20 protein-coding genes and 1 riboswitch are annotated in these 19,411 nt (G+C 38.9%); of the genes, 15 read left to right on the forward strand and 5 right to left on the reverse strand.

What is annotated here, in order from left to right; all coding sequences use genetic code 11:
• Window positions 1-140 precede the first annotated feature (140 nt).
• Window positions 141-2,732: an HAD-IC family P-type ATPase gene (locus CYK55_RS05690; protein ID WP_126134038.1), complete on the forward strand. Its 2,592-nt coding sequence runs from the start codon at window positions 141-143 to the stop codon at window positions 2,730-2,732.
• A 255-nt stretch (window positions 2,733-2,987) separates the two neighbouring features.
• Here the strand turns inward: CYK55_RS05690 and CYK55_RS05695 are convergent, their stop codons facing one another.
• Complete coding sequence (locus tag CYK55_RS05695; RefSeq protein WP_034690204.1) at window positions 2,988-3,362, reverse strand: hypothetical protein; 375 nt, start codon at window positions 3,360-3,362, stop codon at window positions 2,988-2,990.
• A 9-nt stretch (window positions 3,363-3,371) separates the two neighbouring features.
• The gene (locus CYK55_RS05700) at window positions 3,372-4,184 is read right to left on the reverse strand and encodes a DNA/RNA non-specific endonuclease (protein WP_034690202.1); all 813 of its coding nucleotides are present in this window, start codon (window positions 4,182-4,184) and stop codon (window positions 3,372-3,374) included.
• A 126-nt stretch (window positions 4,185-4,310) separates the two neighbouring features.
• Between CYK55_RS05700 and CYK55_RS05705 the strand changes: the two genes are divergently transcribed.
• Both CYK55_RS05705 and CYK55_RS05710 read left to right on the forward strand, forming a co-directional pair.
• Window positions 4,311-4,835: an NfeD family protein gene (locus CYK55_RS05705; protein ID WP_034690200.1), complete on the forward strand. Its 525-nt coding sequence runs from the start codon at window positions 4,311-4,313 to the stop codon at window positions 4,833-4,835.
• Window positions 4,836-4,848: 13 nt separating this feature from the next.
• On the forward strand, window positions 4,849-6,330 hold the full coding sequence (locus CYK55_RS05710) for a flotillin family protein (RefSeq protein ID WP_034690198.1): 1,482 nt from the start codon (window positions 4,849-4,851) through the stop codon (window positions 6,328-6,330).
• A gap of 48 nt (window positions 6,331-6,378) precedes the next feature.
• Here the strand turns inward: CYK55_RS05710 and CYK55_RS05715 are convergent, their stop codons facing one another.
• On the reverse strand, window positions 6,379-6,975 hold the full coding sequence (locus CYK55_RS05715; RefSeq protein WP_034690195.1) for an FUSC family protein: 597 nt from the start codon (window positions 6,973-6,975) through the stop codon (window positions 6,379-6,381).
• 109 nt (window positions 6,976-7,084) lie between these two features.
• On the opposite strand from CYK55_RS05715, the gene CYK55_RS05720 reads away from it, so the two are divergent.
• Window positions 7,085-8,050, forward strand: a complete 966-nt coding sequence (locus CYK55_RS05720; protein WP_034690193.1) for an aromatic acid exporter family protein — start codon at window positions 7,085-7,087, stop codon at window positions 8,048-8,050.
• A 57-nt stretch (window positions 8,051-8,107) separates the two neighbouring features.
• Here CYK55_RS05720 and CYK55_RS05725 read toward each other — a convergent pair whose 3' ends face one another.
• The gene (locus CYK55_RS05725) at window positions 8,108-9,067 is read right to left on the reverse strand and encodes a Gfo/Idh/MocA family protein (protein WP_034690191.1); all 960 of its coding nucleotides are present in this window, start codon (window positions 9,065-9,067) and stop codon (window positions 8,108-8,110) included.
• Between the two features lie 196 nt (window positions 9,068-9,263).
• Here CYK55_RS05725 and CYK55_RS05730 point away from each other — a divergent pair, with 196 nt between their 5' ends.
• From CYK55_RS05730 to purB, 9 genes are all read left to right on the forward strand, one after another.
• Entirely contained in the window at window positions 9,264-9,800 is a 537-nt protein-coding gene (locus CYK55_RS05730) for a hypothetical protein (protein ID WP_034690189.1), read from the forward strand.
• Between the two features lie 13 nt (window positions 9,801-9,813).
• Entirely contained in the window at window positions 9,814-10,614 is an 801-nt protein-coding gene (locus CYK55_RS05735) for a M15 family metallopeptidase (RefSeq protein WP_126134039.1), read from the forward strand.
• 9 nt (window positions 10,615-10,623) lie between these two features.
• Window positions 10,624-11,238, forward strand: a complete 615-nt coding sequence (locus tag CYK55_RS05740) for a glycoside hydrolase family 73 protein (RefSeq protein WP_126134040.1) — start codon at window positions 10,624-10,626, stop codon at window positions 11,236-11,238.
• Window positions 11,239-11,262: 24 nt separating this feature from the next.
• Entirely contained in the window at window positions 11,263-11,940 is a 678-nt protein-coding gene (locus CYK55_RS05745; RefSeq protein ID WP_034690185.1) for a hydrolase, read from the forward strand.
• A gap of 276 nt (window positions 11,941-12,216) precedes the next feature.
• Window positions 12,217-12,314: riboswitch (purine riboswitch) on the forward strand.
• 85 nt (window positions 12,315-12,399) lie between these two features.
• Window positions 12,400-12,981, forward strand: coding sequence for a xanthine phosphoribosyltransferase (locus CYK55_RS05750; RefSeq protein ID WP_034690212.1), 582 nt, complete (start codon window positions 12,400-12,402; stop codon window positions 12,979-12,981).
• 2 nt (window positions 12,982-12,983) lie between these two features.
• Complete coding sequence (locus CYK55_RS05755) at window positions 12,984-14,288, forward strand: nucleobase:cation symporter-2 family protein (protein ID WP_019723457.1); 1,305 nt, start codon at window positions 12,984-12,986, stop codon at window positions 14,286-14,288.
• A gap of 443 nt (window positions 14,289-14,731) precedes the next feature.
• Window positions 14,732-15,220: a 5-(carboxyamino)imidazole ribonucleotide mutase gene (gene purE, locus CYK55_RS05760; RefSeq protein WP_034690184.1), complete on the forward strand. Its 489-nt coding sequence runs from the start codon at window positions 14,732-14,734 to the stop codon at window positions 15,218-15,220.
• On the forward strand, window positions 15,213-16,337 hold the full coding sequence (purK, locus tag CYK55_RS05765) for a 5-(carboxyamino)imidazole ribonucleotide synthase (RefSeq protein ID WP_200868976.1): 1,125 nt from the start codon (window positions 15,213-15,215) through the stop codon (window positions 16,335-16,337). Before purE ends, purK begins: the two co-directional genes overlap by 8 nt.
• 13 nt (window positions 16,338-16,350) lie before the next feature.
• Window positions 16,351-17,646, forward strand: coding sequence for an adenylosuccinate lyase (purB, locus tag CYK55_RS05770; protein WP_034690182.1), 1,296 nt, complete (start codon window positions 16,351-16,353; stop codon window positions 17,644-17,646).
• A gap of 142 nt (window positions 17,647-17,788) precedes the next feature.
• On the opposite strand, the gene CYK55_RS05775 is transcribed toward purB, so the two are convergent.
• Window positions 17,789-18,166 (reverse strand): hypothetical protein, encoded by a 378-nt coding sequence (locus CYK55_RS05775; RefSeq protein WP_126134041.1) that lies wholly within the window; start codon window positions 18,164-18,166, stop codon window positions 17,789-17,791.
• 255 nt (window positions 18,167-18,421) lie between these two features.
• Here CYK55_RS05775 and purC point away from each other — a divergent pair, with 255 nt between their 5' ends.
• Both purC and purS read left to right on the forward strand, forming a co-directional pair.
• Entirely contained in the window at window positions 18,422-19,153 is a 732-nt protein-coding gene (gene purC, locus CYK55_RS05780) for a phosphoribosylaminoimidazolesuccinocarboxamide synthase (protein WP_034690179.1), read from the forward strand.
• A 3-nt stretch (window positions 19,154-19,156) separates the two neighbouring features.
• Complete coding sequence (gene purS, locus CYK55_RS05785) at window positions 19,157-19,411, forward strand: phosphoribosylformylglycinamidine synthase subunit PurS (protein ID WP_034690178.1); 255 nt, start codon at window positions 19,157-19,159, stop codon at window positions 19,409-19,411.

Consider the following 19,411-nt stretch of genomic DNA (forward strand, 5'->3'; position numbering starts at 1 on the left):
TTTATATCTGTCCCTCATTTTACTATTAGTTGATTCAAAAAAGCGAGTATTTTTAAATTATTTACACTAAACCCTTGACCTTAGAGTTACTCTAACCTGTAATCTGATTATAGATTAGTCAGTGTTGGAGGATAAAAAGTATGGAATGGTATAATAAGTCAACGGAAGAAACAATCAAACAAGTTCAAGTCACAGAATATATCACAGAGAGTGATCGGCTGGAACGTCAACAAAAATATGGAAAAAATAAAATGGAAGAAAAAGATCAAACACCAGAATGGCAAAAATTCTTATCTTATTTCCATGATGCGTTGATGTACATCTTATTAGGTGCAGCGATATTGAAAGTAGCAACTGGTGCATTGATGGAAGGTGGCATGATCTTTTTAGTTGTTTTTCTAAATGCGATGATCGGGTACTTCCAAGAACGAAAAGCAGCTTCTTCTTTAGATAGTATCAAAGGATTATTGAGTGATAAAGCAGTGATTTTAGAGGATGGAAAAAAAAGAGAAATCGATCCAGCAGACTTGGTCGTCGGGGATCAAGTAGTCTTGACTGCTGGAGATATCGTACCAGCAGATGTTCGGATCATCGAATCTTTCAATTTACAAGTGGATGAGGCGATTTTAACAGGAGAAACACATTCTGTCAGTAAAACGGTTGAGAGCTTACCTGAAAATACAGAATTAGCTGAACAAATAAATATGGCTTTTTCGGGCACAAAAGTTGAATCTGGCAATGGATTAGGTGTAGTTGTTGAAGTAGGTTCGAATACTCAAATCGGTAAAATCAGTCATTCTTTATCAACTGTTGAAGAACAAGAAACCCCATTATTGAAGAAAATCAAGGAAATGAATACAGGTATATTCAAAGGAATCAGTGCGTTGATTTTATTGCTTGCTCTTGTTTCGTATTTTTATTATGGCATGACATGGGGCTATATTGTTACGGCGATCATTGCTTTGATCGTTTCTTCGATTCCAGAAGGCCTGCCGTCGATTTTAACGATCATTTTGTCGATTGGCGTGAATCGAATGGCAAAGAAGAATGCCATCGTAAAAACATTGCCTACAGTAGAAACTTTAGGTGCGATGACGGTCATTTGTTCAGATAAGACAGGGACATTGACAAAAAATGAAATGTCTTTAGTTCAAATAGCGACATTAAATGATTGGCATACGCCTGAATCATTTGCACAAGCAGCACCTACAAAAGTCGAAGAATATTTGTTACAAGCAATGCATAATTGTCAAGAAACACAATTAGCAGATGGGGAGTGTCCTGAAACAGGAAATGCAACAGAACTTGCGTTATTACGTTATACAAATACGCAACAGGCAATGATCCATTCACCTATTGCCAAAATTCCTTTTGATTCAGCGTATAAATACATGGGGACTGTTCATGAGATCAATGGGAAGCATATCTTGTTCGTAAAAGGTGCACCGGATGTATTGATCGGAAAAGCGGGACAACAAATGGATGCTAGAGGTATGAGCCAATCGATCGATAAAAAACGTTGGCATAAGAAAAATGAGGATTTAGCGAGTCAAGGGCAACGTGTGTTAGCTTTTGCGATGAAAGAAATCAGCGATGAAGACTTATCTCATGATGCACTGGATGAAGCATTGACAATGATTGGCTTATGCGGTGTGATCGACCCACCAAAAGAGTCAGCAATCGCAGCAGTGAAATCGATGCAACAAGCTGGAATACGTGTCAAAATGATCACAGGCGATCATCCACTGACAGCGAAAGCCATCGCAAAACAACTAGGATTGCAAAATCATCAAACAGCAATCACAGGAAAAGAGCTGAATCAACTGTCAGAGCAACAATGGCAACGAGCAGTAAGTGAAAACGATGTATTTGCGCGAACGACACCAGAACACAAATTGGCAATCGTTTCTTATTTACAAGCGCAAGATGAAATTGTTGGGATGACCGGCGATGGTGTAAATGATGCACCAGCATTGAAAAAAGCTGACGTCGGGATTGCTATGGGAATTAAAGGGAGCGATGTTAGTAAGCAAGCAGCAGATATGGTTTTAGTCGATGATAATTTTAAGACGATCGCTTATGCAGTCAAAGAAGGACGTCGGATATTCGACAACTTGAAGAAAACGATTCTCTTTTATTTACCAACATGTTTGGCGCAAGGGTTATTGTTACTTTTCTCATTGATCGGAAACTACCCATTACCTTTGACGACTGTGCAAATCCTATGGTTGAATCTAGTTGCTTCGATCACCTTGTCCTATACTTTAGGATTTGAACGGGCAGAAAAACAAGTGATGAGTCGACGACCACGATCATTGAATGAACGGATTTTGTCACGATATGCATTAATGCGCATTTTATATGTAGGGTTGATCTTGACGATCTTGGGCTTAACTGCGATGGAATATGTCTCAAACGATGCACGTCAGACGGTGTTGATCAATGCGATGGTGTTTGGTCAAGCCTTCTATATGATCAATTGTCGTAGGATTAGCGAATTTAGTTTAGATAGAGGATTATGGAAAAATACCGCATTGTTTTATTCGATTGGGATCATGATCTTGCTTCAAGCCGCGATGATCTGGTTCCCCCCATTAAGAATAGCTTTAGGAACAAACCTACTATCCAGTACGGAAGTCGTCATCAGTCTTTTACCTGGATTGCTTTTATTCTTCTTAGTAGAAATTGAAAAATATGTTTTATCAGCTAGAAGTTACAGGGTAGGTGCTTGATCATTCATATTGTTGAAATAAAACATATAAAGATACCAAAGTAACTAGGTGCTCTTTATTCACACTAAACCCAAGTAACGTTGGAAGAAGAAACTAGTTTATAAAATAAGTTAGTAGAAACGCCCGAAATGAGAATGATCATTTCGGACGTTTTTTTGTACAATATTTTGTTTCATATACCTAAACATGCGCGATACGTTTTTTGTTAAATGTTCAAATATAAAGCCCATTCTGTCATTGTTAATACGAGCAACCTTAGTTAGTAGAAAAGTTAAAAAATTCGACAATCGATTTCGAAGAGTTTGCGTATCCTATTAGTAGATCGGCAAAACTCCCATTAAATCGCTTGATTTCTTCTTTTTGGTGAGAGCGCGGAAACAAACAAACCGCTTTTTCATTTGCTAAGAGATAATCACCATCGATCGTGCGAGCAACCAAGTGAAAGGATGAAAGGAGATTCGCGATATCCGCTTCATCCAGGGAAGTATAATGGATTGTTCGCAGAATACTAGCTTTGAAATGTTGGTAAGAAGGGAAAAACACAAGTTCCTCATAATCGAACAGCTCGTTTTCTTCCAGCCATGTGAGTGTTTCTTCTAATGTACGATTTTGCTTCAATTGTTCAAACAATCGTTTCACCTACTTTTTATTTGGTATCAAAACCGTAAAATCAATCGTTGGATTATTGCCTGTTCCTTTTGCCTCTAACTCGATACTTTCAGGAACGAGTTCATCGCCAACATAATGTGGAGTAACACGATAGCGTACAGTTTCACCTTGATTCAACGCCTTACGGATTTTTAGTTCATAGTAGTTCATGTAAGGATCGTTGACTGGAAATTGAAACAGAGTAACTAGATTTCTTTCGTCGTCGCCACTACCACCAAACTGTTTAGCAATCAGATGTCCGCGAGAATGATCATATCTGGGTCCAGAAATAAATCCAGGAGGACGGATCTCACGGTTTGCGCTGGTTCCTGTATTGATCATTGATTTTTCCAATAAGGCATCCGCACCAGTGGGACGTCCTAATCGATCAAGTTCATGATACTCGATCCATCCTTTGTTTGTTGAGAGCTCAGCGATATCAAAGGAAGCTGTTCCTAATTCTTGTGGCCCAGGATTGTTTCCAGTCGGTGCTAAGTCTTCTTCTTGAGGTAAGCCGTTATTTCTTGGTTCAGATGAGTTAGGTATACTACTTGTGATAGTAGTTTCACTTTTGCTTGTACTTTCGACTGGTTTATCAGAAGATTCCATACTATATGTACTCATGTTTGATCGTTGGTCAGTGGAAACACCCGATTCACTATCGATTGAATCAGTATAACTAGATTCACTGTAATCCCTTGAGATTGGTTGTTCTACATTCACTCGATCCATTCCGATAAAGCCAATTGCGCCAAAAACAACTATAGAGATCAATGTACCCCATAGTTTTTTTAAATTTTTCATTCTTTCACCTCCTATGTTAGTATAATCCAAAACCAAGCGGACTAAAAGTGAAAACTTTATCCAAAGTAGGTTAATTATATAGGTTAGTATGATATGATAATCTTGTACACAAAGGAGGCGAATGAGATGATAGGAGGAATCGCAATCATCACGATTTACTGGTACGTTTTACTCATATGCGCTGGGGTTGCAGTATTACTTGTTATTTTTGGAGATGTCTTTGATTTTGATGGACCTATTGATCCGATGCTGATCGTTCCCTGGTTGACTTTTACCAGTTTATTAGGTTATTTAGGTGAATCCTTGACCGACCAGTCCTCGTTAGTGATTTTCGTGATCAGCGCGATTATTGCAACCGTTTTAGTTTTTTTGTTGAATTTTTATATCTTGATGCCGATGAAGCACGCAGAATCGACGCTATCAACTTCTGAAAAAACATTAGAAGGTCAAATCGCGACAGTGGTGACCCCGATACCGATCCAGGGAATGGGAGAAATCCAATTAAAAAGTGTGACTGGTTCAATCAGTCGCCCTGCTTGTTTTTATACGCCCCAAGAGAAAATGATTGGACGTGGCGAAAAGGTTTTGATCATTGAAGTAAGAGACCGTGTTTGTTATGTTACACCGTACGAAAGTATGTTGAAAATGTAAAGGAGTGGAAGAAATGGAAATATCTGGAGTGTTTGTTGCAATTGTTTTAGCAGTGTTGATCGTTTTAATGTTATTGATCGTCTTTGTCGCTAAGTACCAAACGGCAAAACCTGACGAAGCATTGATCATCAGTGGTAGTTACTTGGGAAGTAAAAATGTCCATGCCGACGAGAGCAACAATAAAATCAAAATCGTCCGCGGTGGAGGTGCATTCGTACTACCAGTTTTCCAACGTTCGAATCGCATCAGTTTATTATCAAGTAAATTAGACGTATCTACCCCAGAGGTTTATACAGAGCAGGGTGTGCCGGTGATGTGTGATGGTACTTCGATCATCAAGATTGGTTCTTCTGTCGAAGAAATTGCGACAGCAGCGGAACAATTTCTAGGCAAAACGCGAGAAGAACTTGAAAATGAAGCGCGTGAAGTATTAGAAGGTCATTTGCGGTCGATCTTAGGTTCGATGACAGTAGAAGAAATTTACCAAAATCGTGACAAATTCAGCCAAAGTGTGCAAGAAGTTGCCTCGGTGGATCTAGCAAAAATGGGATTGATCATTGTTTCGTTCACGATCAAAGAAGTCCGTGATAAAAATGGTTATTTGGATTCTTTAGGAAAACCACGGATTGCTCAAGTCAAACGTGATGCAGATATTGCAGAAGCAGAAGCACTAAAAGAAACGCGTATCAAAAAGGCGGAAGCAGAGAAAGAATCTCAAGCCGCAGAATTACAACGCCAAACAGAAATCGCCGAATCTTTAAAAGAAAAAGAATTGAAATTAGCTACCTATAAACAGGAACAAGATGTGGCACGAGCAAAGGCTGATCAAGCGTATAATTTAGAAAGTGCCAGAGAACAACAACAAGTAATTGAACAAGAGATGCAAGTAAAAGTCGTCGAACGTCAAAAACAAATCGAATTAGAAGAAAAAGAAATCATTCGTCGTGAAAAACAATACGATTCTGAAGTGAAGAAAAAAGCCGATGCGGATCGTTACGCCAAAGAACAAGAAGCCCAAGCGCAAAAAGTCAAAGAAGTGACTGAGGCAGAAGCAGAACAATTTAGAATCGAAGCCTTAGCCCAAGCCCAAGCCAACCAAACTCGTTTAGCTGGACAAGCCGAGGCAGAAGCCACGTTAGCAAAAGGGAAAGCGGAAGCAGAAGCAAAACAAAAAATCGCAGATGCGTTCAAAGAATATGGAGAAGCTGCTGTGCTTAGCATGGTGATCGAAATGTTGCCTCAATTAATGCGTGAAGCGGCACAACCGCTAGGCAATATCGAAAAAATCTCTGTTGTTGATACAGGAAACTCCTCAGGTGAAGCAGGTGGCGCCAATCGAGTAACAAGCTATGCGACAAACTTGTTGTCGACGACACAAGAAACGTTGAAAGAAACAACTGGATTGGACATCAAAGATATCATTGAGAATCTTTCCACTCGTGGAAATTCTAGACAATTGAATGTCTATGAAGGATCAAATGAACCCACTGAATGAAATAAGAAAGACTCAAAGGATCATTTCCTCTGAGTCTTTCATTTTTTACTATTTATATTCGTTTTGCTCACGAATCTGTGCTTTTACTTCTTCAAGACTTTCAAGTAAAGCCTGCTCTTTTTTTCTTAATTCTTCTAAGTCCTCGACAATCTCTTCTTTTTTTTCAACTTCTGGCGGACGCAAGCAAAAATTGATACCGATAGCAATAAATGTCCCGATGAATGTATCGAAAACCCGCTCAATCGCATAGAAGGCTGACTCTCCTTGAGGGATACTTAAAGAGATCAGCAATAATGTTGCAATAGCAGCAATGATCCCAGAATTATTATTGATACCGTCAGATAAGACGATCACAATGATCACTAAAAGTGGGAGAACGATCAGTTCAACTAAAAAATCATTGTGGAAGTAACTTTTTACAAAAAAATAGAAAATTCCTAATCCGCCACCGAGTAGATTGCCAATAATACGCGAGCGCCCAAAAGAAAAGGTCGTCGTCAAATCTTGGCGCAAGGAAAAAACAGCAGATAGGGCAGCAATCATTGGAATGCCACGATCAAAGAGATGAAAGATCAAAATACATAAGAAAACGGCTAAAGCACTCTTCATTGTACGCATACCAAGTCGAAAGCGTCCAAATTGCATAGTATACTCTCCTTTACCTTCTTTACAATATCATAACTAAACTTACCTTGGATTGCTAGTTTTTCATGAACGAATTTAGTATAATTCAATAAAAAGAAAGGAGCCAATCATGCGTATTGGAATGAGAACGGTAAAAACGATCATCAGTGTATTTGCTTCCATGATGGCTGCAAACTACTTTTCCTTATTGTTCTGGCCATCTGCCGGTATTATTGCGTTGTTAAGCGTAGGAAATACTCGTCGCTCCACCTTGACGACTGGGATCTATCGAATCGCTGCATTTATTGTCGCTACACTTATTGCCTATATGTGTTTTACATTTTTGGGCTATCGAATCATCAGTTTCAGTGTCTTTCTATTATTTTTTATTCCAATCGCCGTGCGGTTCAAATTGACAGAAGGAATCGTTGTAAACTCAGTCTTGATCACTCATTATCTTAGTGAACAAAGTATGAGTTGGCAATTGATCACAAACGAAGCAGCCTTGATGATCATTGGTGTAGGCTTTGCTTTGTTATCTAATGTCTATATGCCAGATAGTAAAAAACGTTTAAAGCAAAATCAAGTGATCATCGAAGAACGATTTCGTCTTCTTTTGAAGAACATGGCAGACTTTTTGCTTTCTGGTGAAGCTTACGAAAATCGAGGGTTATGCAAAGAGTTACAAGTTTATATTCGAGAAAGCCAGGCATATGCACGGAATCATCAAGAGAATAACTTGCTTAGACAAAATCAATACTATGAAACCTATTTTTCTATGCGACGGGCTCAGATCAATGTGATCCAAGATATGCAAGAAAATTTAGCTTATATCCAGGACCCAGTGCCTTATAGCAACCATATTTACGGCTTATTAATCTATACAGCGGAGACATTTTCTGAATCAAATGATGGCAAAGAAATATTGACACGGATCGAAGAGGTCTATGGGATGTATCGTCAAATGCCATTGCCGACTACTCGAAGTGAATTTGAAGATCGTGCAGAATTGTTTCAATTTTTACAGTCTTTCAAAAGTTTTATTGAAATAAAAGTAGAATTTTCTCAGCAGATGATAGTGGATACGGAAAGGTGAATAAATAAGACGAAGCGATGAGAAGGCCATTCTCGCTTCGTCTTATTTTTATTTTGTTTATTTATTATTCTTCCAATGGTCTTGCATATCATCTAAGAGTGCAATCACTTCGGTGGTTAAATACAGGGAACGGTTTGGAAGTTCTCCTTCGATCATTTTTACCATATTTTCAATTTCATAATTCATTGCTTGTGCACGATGGCCACTTTCGATCAATTCTTTTGTACCGTCAGTATAAATAATTTCGGCTTGGTCAGCTCTAGGATAATCATTGATCGAGATATACCCATTTTCAAAAGCAACGATTCCGACTTTTGGCATTTTTGCTTGGAAGGTCAAGTTGATCGTAGCTAGTTCATTTTCTTTATTTTGCAAGATCGTTACAGATTGTTCATCGACACCTGTTTTAAATGGAATCATACGAGAGGCGATGACTTCGGGTTGTGAGCTCAAAAAGAATCGAGCAAATGAAACAGCATAGGTTCCAATGTCAAGTAATGCTCCACCTGCTAAATCAGGGTTGAAGAAGCGGTTGGTCGGATCAGGTTCTTTGTAACTGCCAAAAGGTGCTTGGATCATCTTTAATGCACCTAACTTGCCTGAATCGATCATTGAACGAAGTTGATGATACAAAGGCATGTTGAAAATCGTCATCGCTTCTGCCAAGATCAGCTGTTTTTGTTCGGCTAATTGGATGGCTTGTTGAAGTTCTGCCTTATTCATCGTGATGGCTTTTTCGCATAAGACATGTTTCCCAGCTTCCAAGGCAGGAAGGATGTAGTCGATATGTTGCCGATTCGGAACAGCGATATACACGATATCAATTTCAGCATCTTGTAACATTTTATGATAATCGCCATACGCTTTTTTGATAGAATGGCGTGTAGCAAAATCCTGTGCTTTTTCCAACGTTCGTGATGCAACAGCAACCAATTCACTTGATGTTTGATCGAAGTTTTCTGCAAATTCGTTAGCAATCGATCCTAGACCAACAATGCCCCATTGGTATTTTTTCATTTTTCATCTCTCCTTGACGTGATATATTTAATATAAGAGTATTTAGTTGAATACTCTTGGTTTCGCTATTATTATATCAAAAAAAGGAGATCCACTCGTTTTAAAGAATTGCTTTCTAAAAAAAAGTGAAAGAAATGTTCTAATAGATGATTTTTTGACTTAATTTAAGTAGAATAAGATGGAGGAGGAGATTGCGATGCATCAAGTATACGTTGATCTTATTATGAGTGTTTTACTCGAACAATTTGAAACAGAAGAAAATTTCTTAGATACTTATCTATTGGTGGATGAAACAACTTGGCAAGCTTGGAAGCGTGGTGAACAAAACTTACCATCCGAGGCCATGCAAAAAGTGAAAAATCTTTTTACAGACTATGAATGGATGTTGACGCAAAAAATTCTACGTCAAACCATTATTTTCCCTGAAAAAAGAAACGTTGCAGTAGCCGAATATAAGCAAATCAAAACACGTATTGCTCAGAAATGGGTAAGTAATGGCAGTGCGAATGTAGAGTTGCTCCCTTTAAAAAACGATCAAATTGTCAATGGATATCTTGACTTGAAAGTCAGTATTCAATATGATGAGTGGGGTTATGATGACATTTTGAACTTTCGGTTACCAGCAGAAGTTCAAAAGCAAATCGAAGGGGAGAAAATCGAGTTGTTAGATTGGGTAAATGAAAATCTAGAAGAAACTTACGTTAGTGAGAAAGTGGAGCCAGAAAGGGAATGAAAGGATTTTTTGCGTGAATAAAATTTTAGGCGTTATCTCAGTCGTGATCATGATTGTTGCGATGGGCTATCTGGTTGTTAGTGAGAGTCGGACGGATACGAAAGCTCAAGCTGATAATTCAAAGACAGAACAAACAAACACGACGAGTGCGACAGAAGAAAGTACAGAAAAAGCAACAAAAAAAGCAACCTCTAGTGATTTGCCAGATGTTAAGTTGGATGATTGGTCGCTAGTATTGGTAGGACCTGATCATAAAATCGAGAGAGAAATCGATGAAGCCAACCAATTGGCTGCGCTAGATAATGGCTATCTGATCGACAAACGTATCAAAGCTGATTATGAAGAATTGGCTAACGCAGCTAAAGCTGCGGGCTTTCCTTTAGTTATGGTATCGGCTTATCGCTCAGTTGCGACACAACGAGAAGTGTTCGCTCAAAATGTCCAACAGGTAATGAGTAGTCAGGGAGTCACCGAAGAAGAGGCGACCGCGATTACGAAAAAAACTATGACAGAACCGGGTTACAGTGAACACCATACAGGTTTAGCTGTGGATGTGGTCGATGAAACATGGTACAACAATTATCCCAATACTGTATTGGATGAAAAATATGGTGATGAACCAGGTGCGAAATGGCTTGCGGACAATGCCTCTAAATATGGCTTTATTATCCGTTATCCAAAAGGTCGAGAAGATATTACAAAAATCACTTACGAACCTTGGCACCTACGTTATGTAGGCAAAGAAAGTGCAGAATATATTACATCAAACGATTTAACGATGGAGGAGTACTTGGATCAACTAAAAGAAAAGTAGGAATAAGAGATGGCAAAAAAAAAATGGAAAAAACAAAGGCGCAAAAATAATCGCTGGTTTGCTGTGGTTTTAGGGAGTATGTTGATCATGATGGCTTTTGTTTTTTCTTTGAGAAGTTTGTCATCACCCTACTCTACGGAAGCGCAGCAACAAGAAACACTGACTCATCAAGAATTTATCAACGCATTAGTTCCGCATGCGAAAGAACTACAACAAGGCTATGGCGTTTTGCCAAGTATCATTATTGGGCAAGCCATCCTTGAATCTGATTGGGGTAATAGTACGCTTGCCAGTAAATATAAGAACTTATTTGGAGTCAAAGCCTTTGGGAACGAACAAAAAGTCAATCTGGAAACAAAAGAATATATCAATGAAGAATGGATCACCATTCAAGGAGACTTTCGAGTCTATTCTTCATGGGAACAATCAATGGATGACCACACGGCTTTATTTGTCAATGGTGTCGATTGGAATTCTGCCTTGTATGCAAATGTGATCACTGCGACCAATTATATTGAAGCAGCTCATGCGTTACAGGCTGCAGGATATGCGACAGATCCGACATATGCTGATAAAATCATACATGTGATTGAAACTTACCAGTTAAATCAATACGATCAATAATCAGAAAAGAACGGAAGTGTACGGATGACAGATTTATTTGTTCCAGAAATAATGACAGAATTACGTAAGGATATCGTGAGAGTCCCAGAGGTCATTATGGAAGCAAGTGGTATTAAAATTTTTGGCAAGTTGATACGTTCGATTATCTTCACCACGGATATTGCGATCATCAGAAACACCAATGCAAATGCGGTGATCGCAGTTTATCCTTTTACACCTCATCCGGCGATTACGAAAAGCATTATTGAAGCAGCGGATATCCCTGTGTTTTCAGGTGTCGGCGGTGGCTTGACACAAGGGATGCGTTCGGCATATATGAGCCTTTTTGCAGAAGCACAAGGATCATTAGGCGTAGTTTTGAATGGTCCAACACCAGTAGAGACTGTCCATGATGTCTGTCAAGTGGTTGATATACCGGTAATCAGTACAGTCACGTCTAAATACTCAGAAATCGACGAAAAATTGGCAGCAGGCATTACGATCATCAATATCAGTGCGGGAAAAGATACAGCAGACACTGTTCGCTTTTTCCGAGCAAAATACCCAGAATTACCGATTATTGCGACTGGAGGTCCCACGGAAGAAAGCATCAAAGAAACGATTGAAGCTGGCGCCAATGCGATCACCTATACACCACCTAGTAGCGGAGAGTTATTCAGTCGTAAAATGGACAAGTATCGAAAAATCGAGAAAACAAATTGAGTACCAAACGATAATAAATATCATTCAATCAACCATAGATAATAGTGATCGTTATAAGCTTGGCTTTAGCAACCTTTTCCTTTATGGGATAGGTTGCTTTATTTCATAAATACTATTTTGTTTGTTAGGATAAAACTATGAGGTTTTTCAAGACTAATCCAAAGATAAATCCTTCATGAGAAAAACAAGAAATATAGTTGTAAGTTTCAGAAACAAGTGTTAGACTGTTTTCATCGTTTAAAAAATAAACTATTTTGTTACTAAAAATATCATTTATCAATCAAATATCGAATAACTTATATATCGTCATAATAAGGATGACAGTTTCTAGCCAGCACCGTAAATGTTGGACTATAAGTGAAAAAGTAGTGAGACATCTTTTTTGCTTATACATGAGCAGTAGAGATGTTTTTTTCTATTTTGAGTGGCATGAAATTAGCAAGAAAAGGAGTAAATAAAGTGAAAGAATTAGTTGAACGTATCAATAAAGATGGACAAGTCTTGGGTCAAGGCGTGTTGAAAGTAGATAGTTTTGTTACTCATCAGGTAGATCCAGTTTTGATGGAACAAATGGGCCAACGTTTTGCGGAAGTATTTAAAGAACAAGGAATCACTAAAGTGGTGACGATTGAAGCTTCTGGCATCGCCCCCGCTTTATTTGCGGCCAAAGAGCTCGGTGTACCGATGATCTTTGCAAGAAAAGCCAAAAGTTTGACGATGGATGAAGAATTATTGACGGCATCCGTTTATTCATTTACGAAACAAGTAACAAGCACGATATCGATTTCTCGTAAATTCTTGTCTTCTGAAGATAAAGTTTTGATTATTGATGACTTTTTAGCGAATGGTCAAGCGGCAAAAGGGTTGATCGAATTGTGCCAACAAGCAGGTGCGAGTGTTGAGGGAATCGGGATCGTCATTGAAAAATCCTTCCAAGACGGTCGTCAACTTCTTGAAGAAATGGGCTTAAAAGTGGTCTCACTTGCCCGCGTGGCATCACTTTCTGAAGGTCAAGTAGATTTTCTTGAGGAGGATGCGTAAGCGTGGAGAAAGAAACACAAAATGGAAAAGCAGCAGTCTTAGGGTTGCAGCATTTATTAGCGATGTATGCGGGAGCAGTCGCTGTACCGTTATTGATCGGTACGGGTCTAGGATTTAATCAGGAACAAATGACTTATCTTATCTCGATCGATATTTTCATGTGTGGATTAGCGACGCTCTTGCAGTTGACTGTCAACCGCTTTTTCGGAATCGGTTTACCAGTTGTTTTAGGTTGTGCGATCCAAGCAGTTGCACCGTTGATTTTGATCGGTAGCACAGAAGGTGTCGGTGCGATCTATGGCTCGATTATCGCGTCAGGGATTTTTGTTGTGCTAGTTGCTGGTTTCTTTTCAAAGATCAAAAAGCTATTTCCGCCGATTGTTACTGGAACAGTGATTACAGTGATTGGATTGACATTGATTCCAGTAGCCATCGAAAAAATGGGTGGCGGCAGTGCAACTGCTCCAGGCTTTGGTGATTTGACGAATTTATTATTAGCGTTTGTCACGATCCTACTGATCGTTGGTGTGCAATTATTAGGCAAAGGGTTCATTCGATCCATTGCGGTTTTGATCGGTTTGATCGGTGGAAGTATCTTAGCTGCCTTTTTAGGTAGAATCGATCTAGGAGCAATTGGACAAGCTCCTGTTTTTCACGTACCGCAACCTTTTTACTTTGGAAAACCGACATTTGAAATCTGGTCGATCTTATTGATGATCATCATTTCAATGGTAAGTATGGTAGAATCAACAGGCGTCTATTTTGCCTTAGGAGATATCACTGGAAAAAAAGTCGGGGAAGAGCAGTTGAAAAAAGGCTATCGAGCAGAGGGGTTAGCCGTCATCTTAGGTGGTATTTTTAACACATTTCCTTATACAGGATTTTCGCAAAATGTCGGGTTGGTACAACTTTCAGGAATCAAAACAAGAAAACCAATTTACTTTTCCGCTTTCTTTTTGATCATCTTGGGTTTATTCCCTAAAATCGGCGCAGTGGCTCAAATCATACCTGAACCAGTCCTTGGTGGCGGGATGTTGGTCATGTTTGGAATGGTGGCAATCCAAGGAATCCGGATGCTATTAGAAGTAGATTTTACAAATGACAAAAATTTATTGATTGCCGCAGTGTCGATTGGTTTTGGTTTAGGCTTCAATTTGATGCCCGAATTATTCAGCCAGTTACCTGAAACAGTTCAAATGTTCACAGGAAATGGGATCGTTATGAGCAGTATCACAGCAATTGTTTTGAACTTAGTTTTTAACGGACTAAAACAAGACGAGAGAATCATTAAAGAAGCATTGAAGTGATAATATAGATTGCTTTTATAAATCATAGCTAGTAACTGAATAGGGTAGAGACCTGTTTAGCTTAGAGAAATAAGGCGCCATCCACGAAATTTGTTTTTCGAATTTTTGTGGAGGGTGCCTTATTTTCGAAGAGATTACTTTTGTTCCTGCCGTTTATTCGGTTTTAGGTGGTGCGAGAAGACGAATGTTCCAGACGAATTTTTTTGATTGTAGCAAATTCATGAACAGATTCTCTCTGCATTTTGGATACATGAAGAAAAAGTGTTATATCCTAAAAAAAAACAAATGATTTGGATAAAAAAAAACTTGATTTCAACAAGCAAGAGTCAATTTGTTAAAAACGAACAATAAACCTATTTATATCTTTTTCATTCGAATTTATCTTGATTTACATAGGGGCGATTGATAAAATATGAGTGAATACGAATCGAGAGGAGAAACGAATGGCTGCAAAAATTTCTGTAATAATGGGGAGCATCTCGGATTGGGAGACAATGAAACATGCGTGTGAGATTATTAAAGAATTTGGCGTTTCTTTTGAAAAGAAAGTAGTTTCAGCACATCGAACACCAGATTTGATGTTTTCGTATGCAGAAGAAGCTCGAGAAAAAGGTATAAAAGTGATTATTGCAGGTGCGGGAGGGGCAGCTCATTTACCTGGGATGGTTGCTGCAAAGACGACATTACCGGTTATTGGTGTTCCTGTTCAAAGCCGAACATTGAACGGATTAGATTCTTTGCTATCCATTGTCCAAATGCCAGGCGGCGTTCCTGTGGCGACGACAGCGATTGGAAAAGCAGGCGCAATTAATGCCGGTCTACTTGCGATACAGATGCTTTCAATGTATGATTTAGAGTTGGAGGCTGCATTAGCGAAACGACGCGCAATGTCGGTTGAATCTGTAATAGAAAGTAGTGATCAACTTGGTTAAACCATTATTACCAGGCTCGACGATCGGAATCGTCGGTGGTGGACAGTTAGGTCGCATGATGGCGATCAGTGCAAAAGAGATGGGATTCAAAGTCGGTGTACTTGATCCGATGAATGATTGTCCGGCTGCTCAAGTAGCGGACTGGCACATTGAAAGTTCCTACGATGATACGTTTGCTCTAGAAGAACTTGCAAGACGAACTGAGGTTATCACCTACGAATTTGAGAATGTGAGTGTGGAAGCACTGAATGCGATTTTGCCGATGTCATTTATTCCTCAAGGAACAGATTTGTTGGCGATCACGCAAGATCGTCTACTAGAAAAATCATTTTTAGAAACAAATAACATCGTGATCGCTCCACATGCAACGATCGTCAGTCCCACAGATATTCAAGATGCAATCGATGGTATCGGTTATCCTTGTGTCTTGAAAACAACTCGAGGCGGATATGACGGTAAGGGGCAATATGTACTGAAGAGTCGAGCGGACTTAGCTCCTGCGATGGATCTTTTAAGAGAAGGAACTTGCGTATTAGAAGCTTGGATCCCATTTGAAAAAGAATTATCGATCATGGTCGCAGGAAATGGGCAAGGACAATATACGACATTTCCAGTTGTTGAAAATATCCACCGTAATAATATTCTCCATGAAACGATTGCGCCAGCATCTGTTTCAGCGGATGTGATCGAAGAGGCAGAAAGAATTGCTAAAGTGGTTGCTGAAGCAGTGAGTTTGTCCGGTGTGCTTGGCGTCGAAATGTTTTTGACGAAGACTGGTGGATTGTATGTGAATGAATTGGCACCGCGTCCACATAATTCAGGACATTATACCTTAGAAGCATGCGGAATGACACAATTTGATGCGCATATTCGTGGGATTTGCGGTTGGCCTTTACCTAAAAAAGTCCCATTGTTAAGTGATGCAGTCATGGTCAACGTTTTAGGTGAACAACTATTAGAAAGTTACAATTTGATTGCGAAAAAACAAGATTGGAAATTTCATTTCTATGGCAAGAAACAAGCGAAAAAAGGTCGTAAGATGGGACACATCACGATTTTGACAGAAGATATCGAGTCGACATTGAAAGAAATCGAAAAAACGAATATTTGGGATTAAAGGAGAATAGTTGATGTTAGAACGTTATACACGACCTGAAATGGGCAATATTTGGACAGAGCAAAATAAATATCAAGCATGGTTAGAAGTTGAAATACTTGCTGATGAGGCTTGGGCTGAATTAGGAGAAATACCTAAAGAAGATGTAGCGAAAATCCGTGAACACGCGTCTTTTGATATCGCTCGTATTTTAGAGATTGAGCAATCGACACGCCATGATGTCGTTGCTTTTACTCGAGCAGTTTCGGAAACACTTGGCGACGAAAGTAAATGGGTCCATTATGGATTAACAAGTACAGATGTGGTTGATACAGCTTATGGTTACCAAATCAAACAAGCAAATGACATTTTGCGCGAAGACTTGAAACGTTTCACAGCGATCATTGGTGAAAAAGCCAAAGAGCATAAGTATACAGTCATGATGGGACGCACGCATGGTGTGCATGCTGAGCCAACGACTTTCGGCCTTAAATTAGCTACTTGGTATTCTGAGATGAAACGAAATATCGAACGTTTTGAACATGCAGCAAAAGGCGTAGAAGCAGGGAAAATCTCCGGTGCGGTTGGTACGTTTGCGAATATCCCTCCGTTCATTGAAGAATATGTCTGTGAAAAACTAGGCATCCGTCCGCAAGAAGTATCGACGCAAGTTTTACCACGTGATCTACATGCCGAATATTTTGCGACGATGTCATTGATTGCGACCAGTATCGAACGCTTTGCGACAGAGATTCGTGGACTTCAAAAATCGGAAACACGCGAAGTCGAAGAATTTTTTGCCAAAGGACAAAAAGGCTCATCTGCTATGCCACATAAACGTAATCCGATCGGTTCAGAAAATATGGCTGGCTTAGCGCGAGTGATCCGTGGACATATGATTACCGCTTATGAAAATGTTTCGTTGTGGCACGAAAGAGATATCTCTCATTCTTCTGCAGAACGGATCATTCTACCTGATACAACGATCCTACTTGATTACATGTTGAACCGCTTCGGCAATATCGTTAAAAATCTAACGGTATTCCCAGAAAACATGAAACGTAACATGGATGCGACATTTGGCTTGATCTATAGCCAACGTGTGATGTTGAAATTGATTGATAAAGGGATGACAAGAGAAGAAGCCTATGATCTTGTTCAACCTAAGACAGCGTATGCTTGGGATAACCAAGTGTCCTTCCGTCCGTTACTTGAAGAAGACGAAGCAATCACTTCTGTTTTGACACCAGAAGAAATCGCTGAAGCATTTGATTATAACCACCATATGAAAAATGTGGATGTCATTTTTGAACGTGTTGGTTTAGCATAAACCATTCAGTAAGAATAGATGTTAACAATGTTTCTCGACTGATCGAGAAAAAACGAACAATCACTAGCTAGAACTATTTTTTTTTAATGCAAGAAAAAAAGAACATCCTTCAGATTAACTTCTGAGGGATGTTCTTTTTGGGTTAAGCATAAGCCATTTGATGCCCCAAATTGAAATGTTGGGAATGTAGAAGATTCAATAATGTTTCAACAAATGTATAGCCAAATTCTTGTTGATCGAAGGTCACGAGCAATCGGTAATGATGCTTGAATAACTTTTGCTCATGGATTTGTTTGATCACTAGTTCATGGTTGTTTTGAGTTAAGTAATGGAATGTTCGTTTTCGACACTCCGATTGTCGTTTTGCTGCACGGCGAAGTTTTCTAAATGTATAAAAACTTCGATCCTTCATGCAGGCATCAACATCTTTGATAGCAAGTAGATCATTGTATAAGCGTGATTTTTCTTCAACAGATAAATCGAGTAAAAAGCGTTGGGCAGACGTACTTGGTTCTTCCATTTAGTTACCTCCTTGAAACCTCTAACTGTTTTCTTTAAATCTACTATATCACCAATCGATAAATGTGTAAACGCTTCTTAACGAGGAACAACTAATCTTAATAAAAGCAATAAAGACGAACATTAAATGTTTTTAATGTTTAAATGTACACTTTTGTATTGATTTGATTCCTGACCCTTGTTAAAATTTAAAGTGAAAAGACGAACAAATAATATGTTATAGTAAAATAATGTTAATGAACAAGGAGTCGTAGACATGGAAAAACAGAATTTACTCTATGAAGGAAAAGCAAAAAGAATGTTTAACACGGATGATGAAACTGTCCTATGGGTAGAGTATCTAGACCAAGTGACTGCCCTCAACGGTGGAATGAAAGACCAAATGCAAGGAAAAGCAGAATTGAACAATCAAATCACAAGTGCTATTTTTGAATACTTATCGAATCAAGGAATAAATAATCATTTTCTTGAGAAATTGTCAAAAACCGAACAATTGATAAAAAAACGGTCGATCATTCCCTTGGAAGTGGTCGTCAGAAATATTTCAGCTGGAAGTTTTTCAAAACGCCTAGGAGTAGAAGAAGGGCAAGTGCTACCGACACCAATCGTTGAATTTTTCTACAAAAAAGATGAATTAGATGATCCATTCATCAATGATTCACATATTGCTTTCTTAAAGCTAGCAACTCCAGAAGAGGTCGCCGAACTAAAAAAACAAGCGTTACTCATCAATGAACAGCTAATCAAACTATTCAAAAAAATCGATTTACAATTAGTCGATTTTAAAGTGGAATTTGGCCGAACGGATACAGGAGAAATCGAATTAGCAGATGAGATATCCCCGGATACTTGTCGCTTATGGGATATTGCTACAAACAAACATATGGATAAAGATGTCTATCGACGAAAGCTCGGCGAGATTATTCCGGTCTATCAAGAAGTACTCGATCGTTTAAATCAATTATCACTCGAAAATAAAGGAGAATAAATCATGTATTTTGTAAAAGTGTACGTAACATATAAAGATTCAGTATTAGACCCACAAGGAGAGGCAGTTAAAAATGCGGTACATCGTTTAGGCTACGACAACATCGAAGATATTCGTATCGGGAAGTATTTTGAAATCCAAGTCTCAGCTAGTGAAGAGGAAGTAGAATCAACGATCGAAACGATTTGTGATCGTTTATTAGCAAATGTCAATATGGAAACGTATCGTTATGAAATCAATAAAATGGAGGAAGTTTAG

The sequence above is a fragment of the Enterococcus mundtii genome, from assembly GCF_003957375.1.
Classification (GTDB): Bacteria; Bacillota; Bacilli; order Lactobacillales; family Enterococcaceae; genus Enterococcus_B; species Enterococcus_B spodopteracolus.

Coding starts and splice junctions, on each gene's coding strand:
- purB (WP_034690182.1), top strand. CDS start 16,351: ATGTTAGAACGTTATACACGACCTGAAATGGGCAATATTTGGACAGAG.
- CYK55_RS05710 (WP_034690198.1), top strand. CDS start 4,849: ATGGAAATATCTGGAGTGTTTGTTGCAATTGTTTTAGCAGTGTTGATC.
- CYK55_RS05720 (WP_034690193.1), top strand. CDS start 7,085: ATGCGTATTGGAATGAGAACGGTAAAAACGATCATCAGTGTATTTGCT.
- CYK55_RS05690 (WP_126134038.1), top strand. CDS start 141: ATGGAATGGTATAATAAGTCAACGGAAGAAACAATCAAACAAGTTCAA.
- CYK55_RS05775 (WP_126134041.1), bottom strand. CDS start 18,166: ATGGAAGAACCAAGTACGTCTGCCCAACGCTTTTTACTCGATTTATCT.
- CYK55_RS05730 (WP_034690189.1), top strand. CDS start 9,264: ATGCATCAAGTATACGTTGATCTTATTATGAGTGTTTTACTCGAACAA.
- purS (WP_034690178.1), top strand. CDS start 19,157: ATGTATTTTGTAAAAGTGTACGTAACATATAAAGATTCAGTATTAGAC.
- CYK55_RS05700 (WP_034690202.1), bottom strand. CDS start 4,184: ATGAAAAATTTAAAAAAACTATGGGGTACATTGATCTCTATAGTTGTT.
- CYK55_RS05740 (WP_126134040.1), top strand. CDS start 10,624: ATGGCAAAAAAAAAATGGAAAAAACAAAGGCGCAAAAATAATCGCTGG.
- CYK55_RS05725 (WP_034690191.1), bottom strand. CDS start 9,067: ATGAAAAAATACCAATGGGGCATTGTTGGTCTAGGATCGATTGCTAAC.
- CYK55_RS05705 (WP_034690200.1), top strand. CDS start 4,311: ATGATAGGAGGAATCGCAATCATCACGATTTACTGGTACGTTTTACTC.
- CYK55_RS05745 (WP_034690185.1), top strand. CDS start 11,263: ATGACAGATTTATTTGTTCCAGAAATAATGACAGAATTACGTAAGGAT.
- purE (WP_034690184.1), top strand. CDS start 14,732: ATGGCTGCAAAAATTTCTGTAATAATGGGGAGCATCTCGGATTGGGAG.
- purC (WP_034690179.1), top strand. CDS start 18,422: ATGGAAAAACAGAATTTACTCTATGAAGGAAAAGCAAAAAGAATGTTT.
- CYK55_RS05715 (WP_034690195.1), bottom strand. CDS start 6,975: ATGCAATTTGGACGCTTTCGACTTGGTATGCGTACAATGAAGAGTGCT.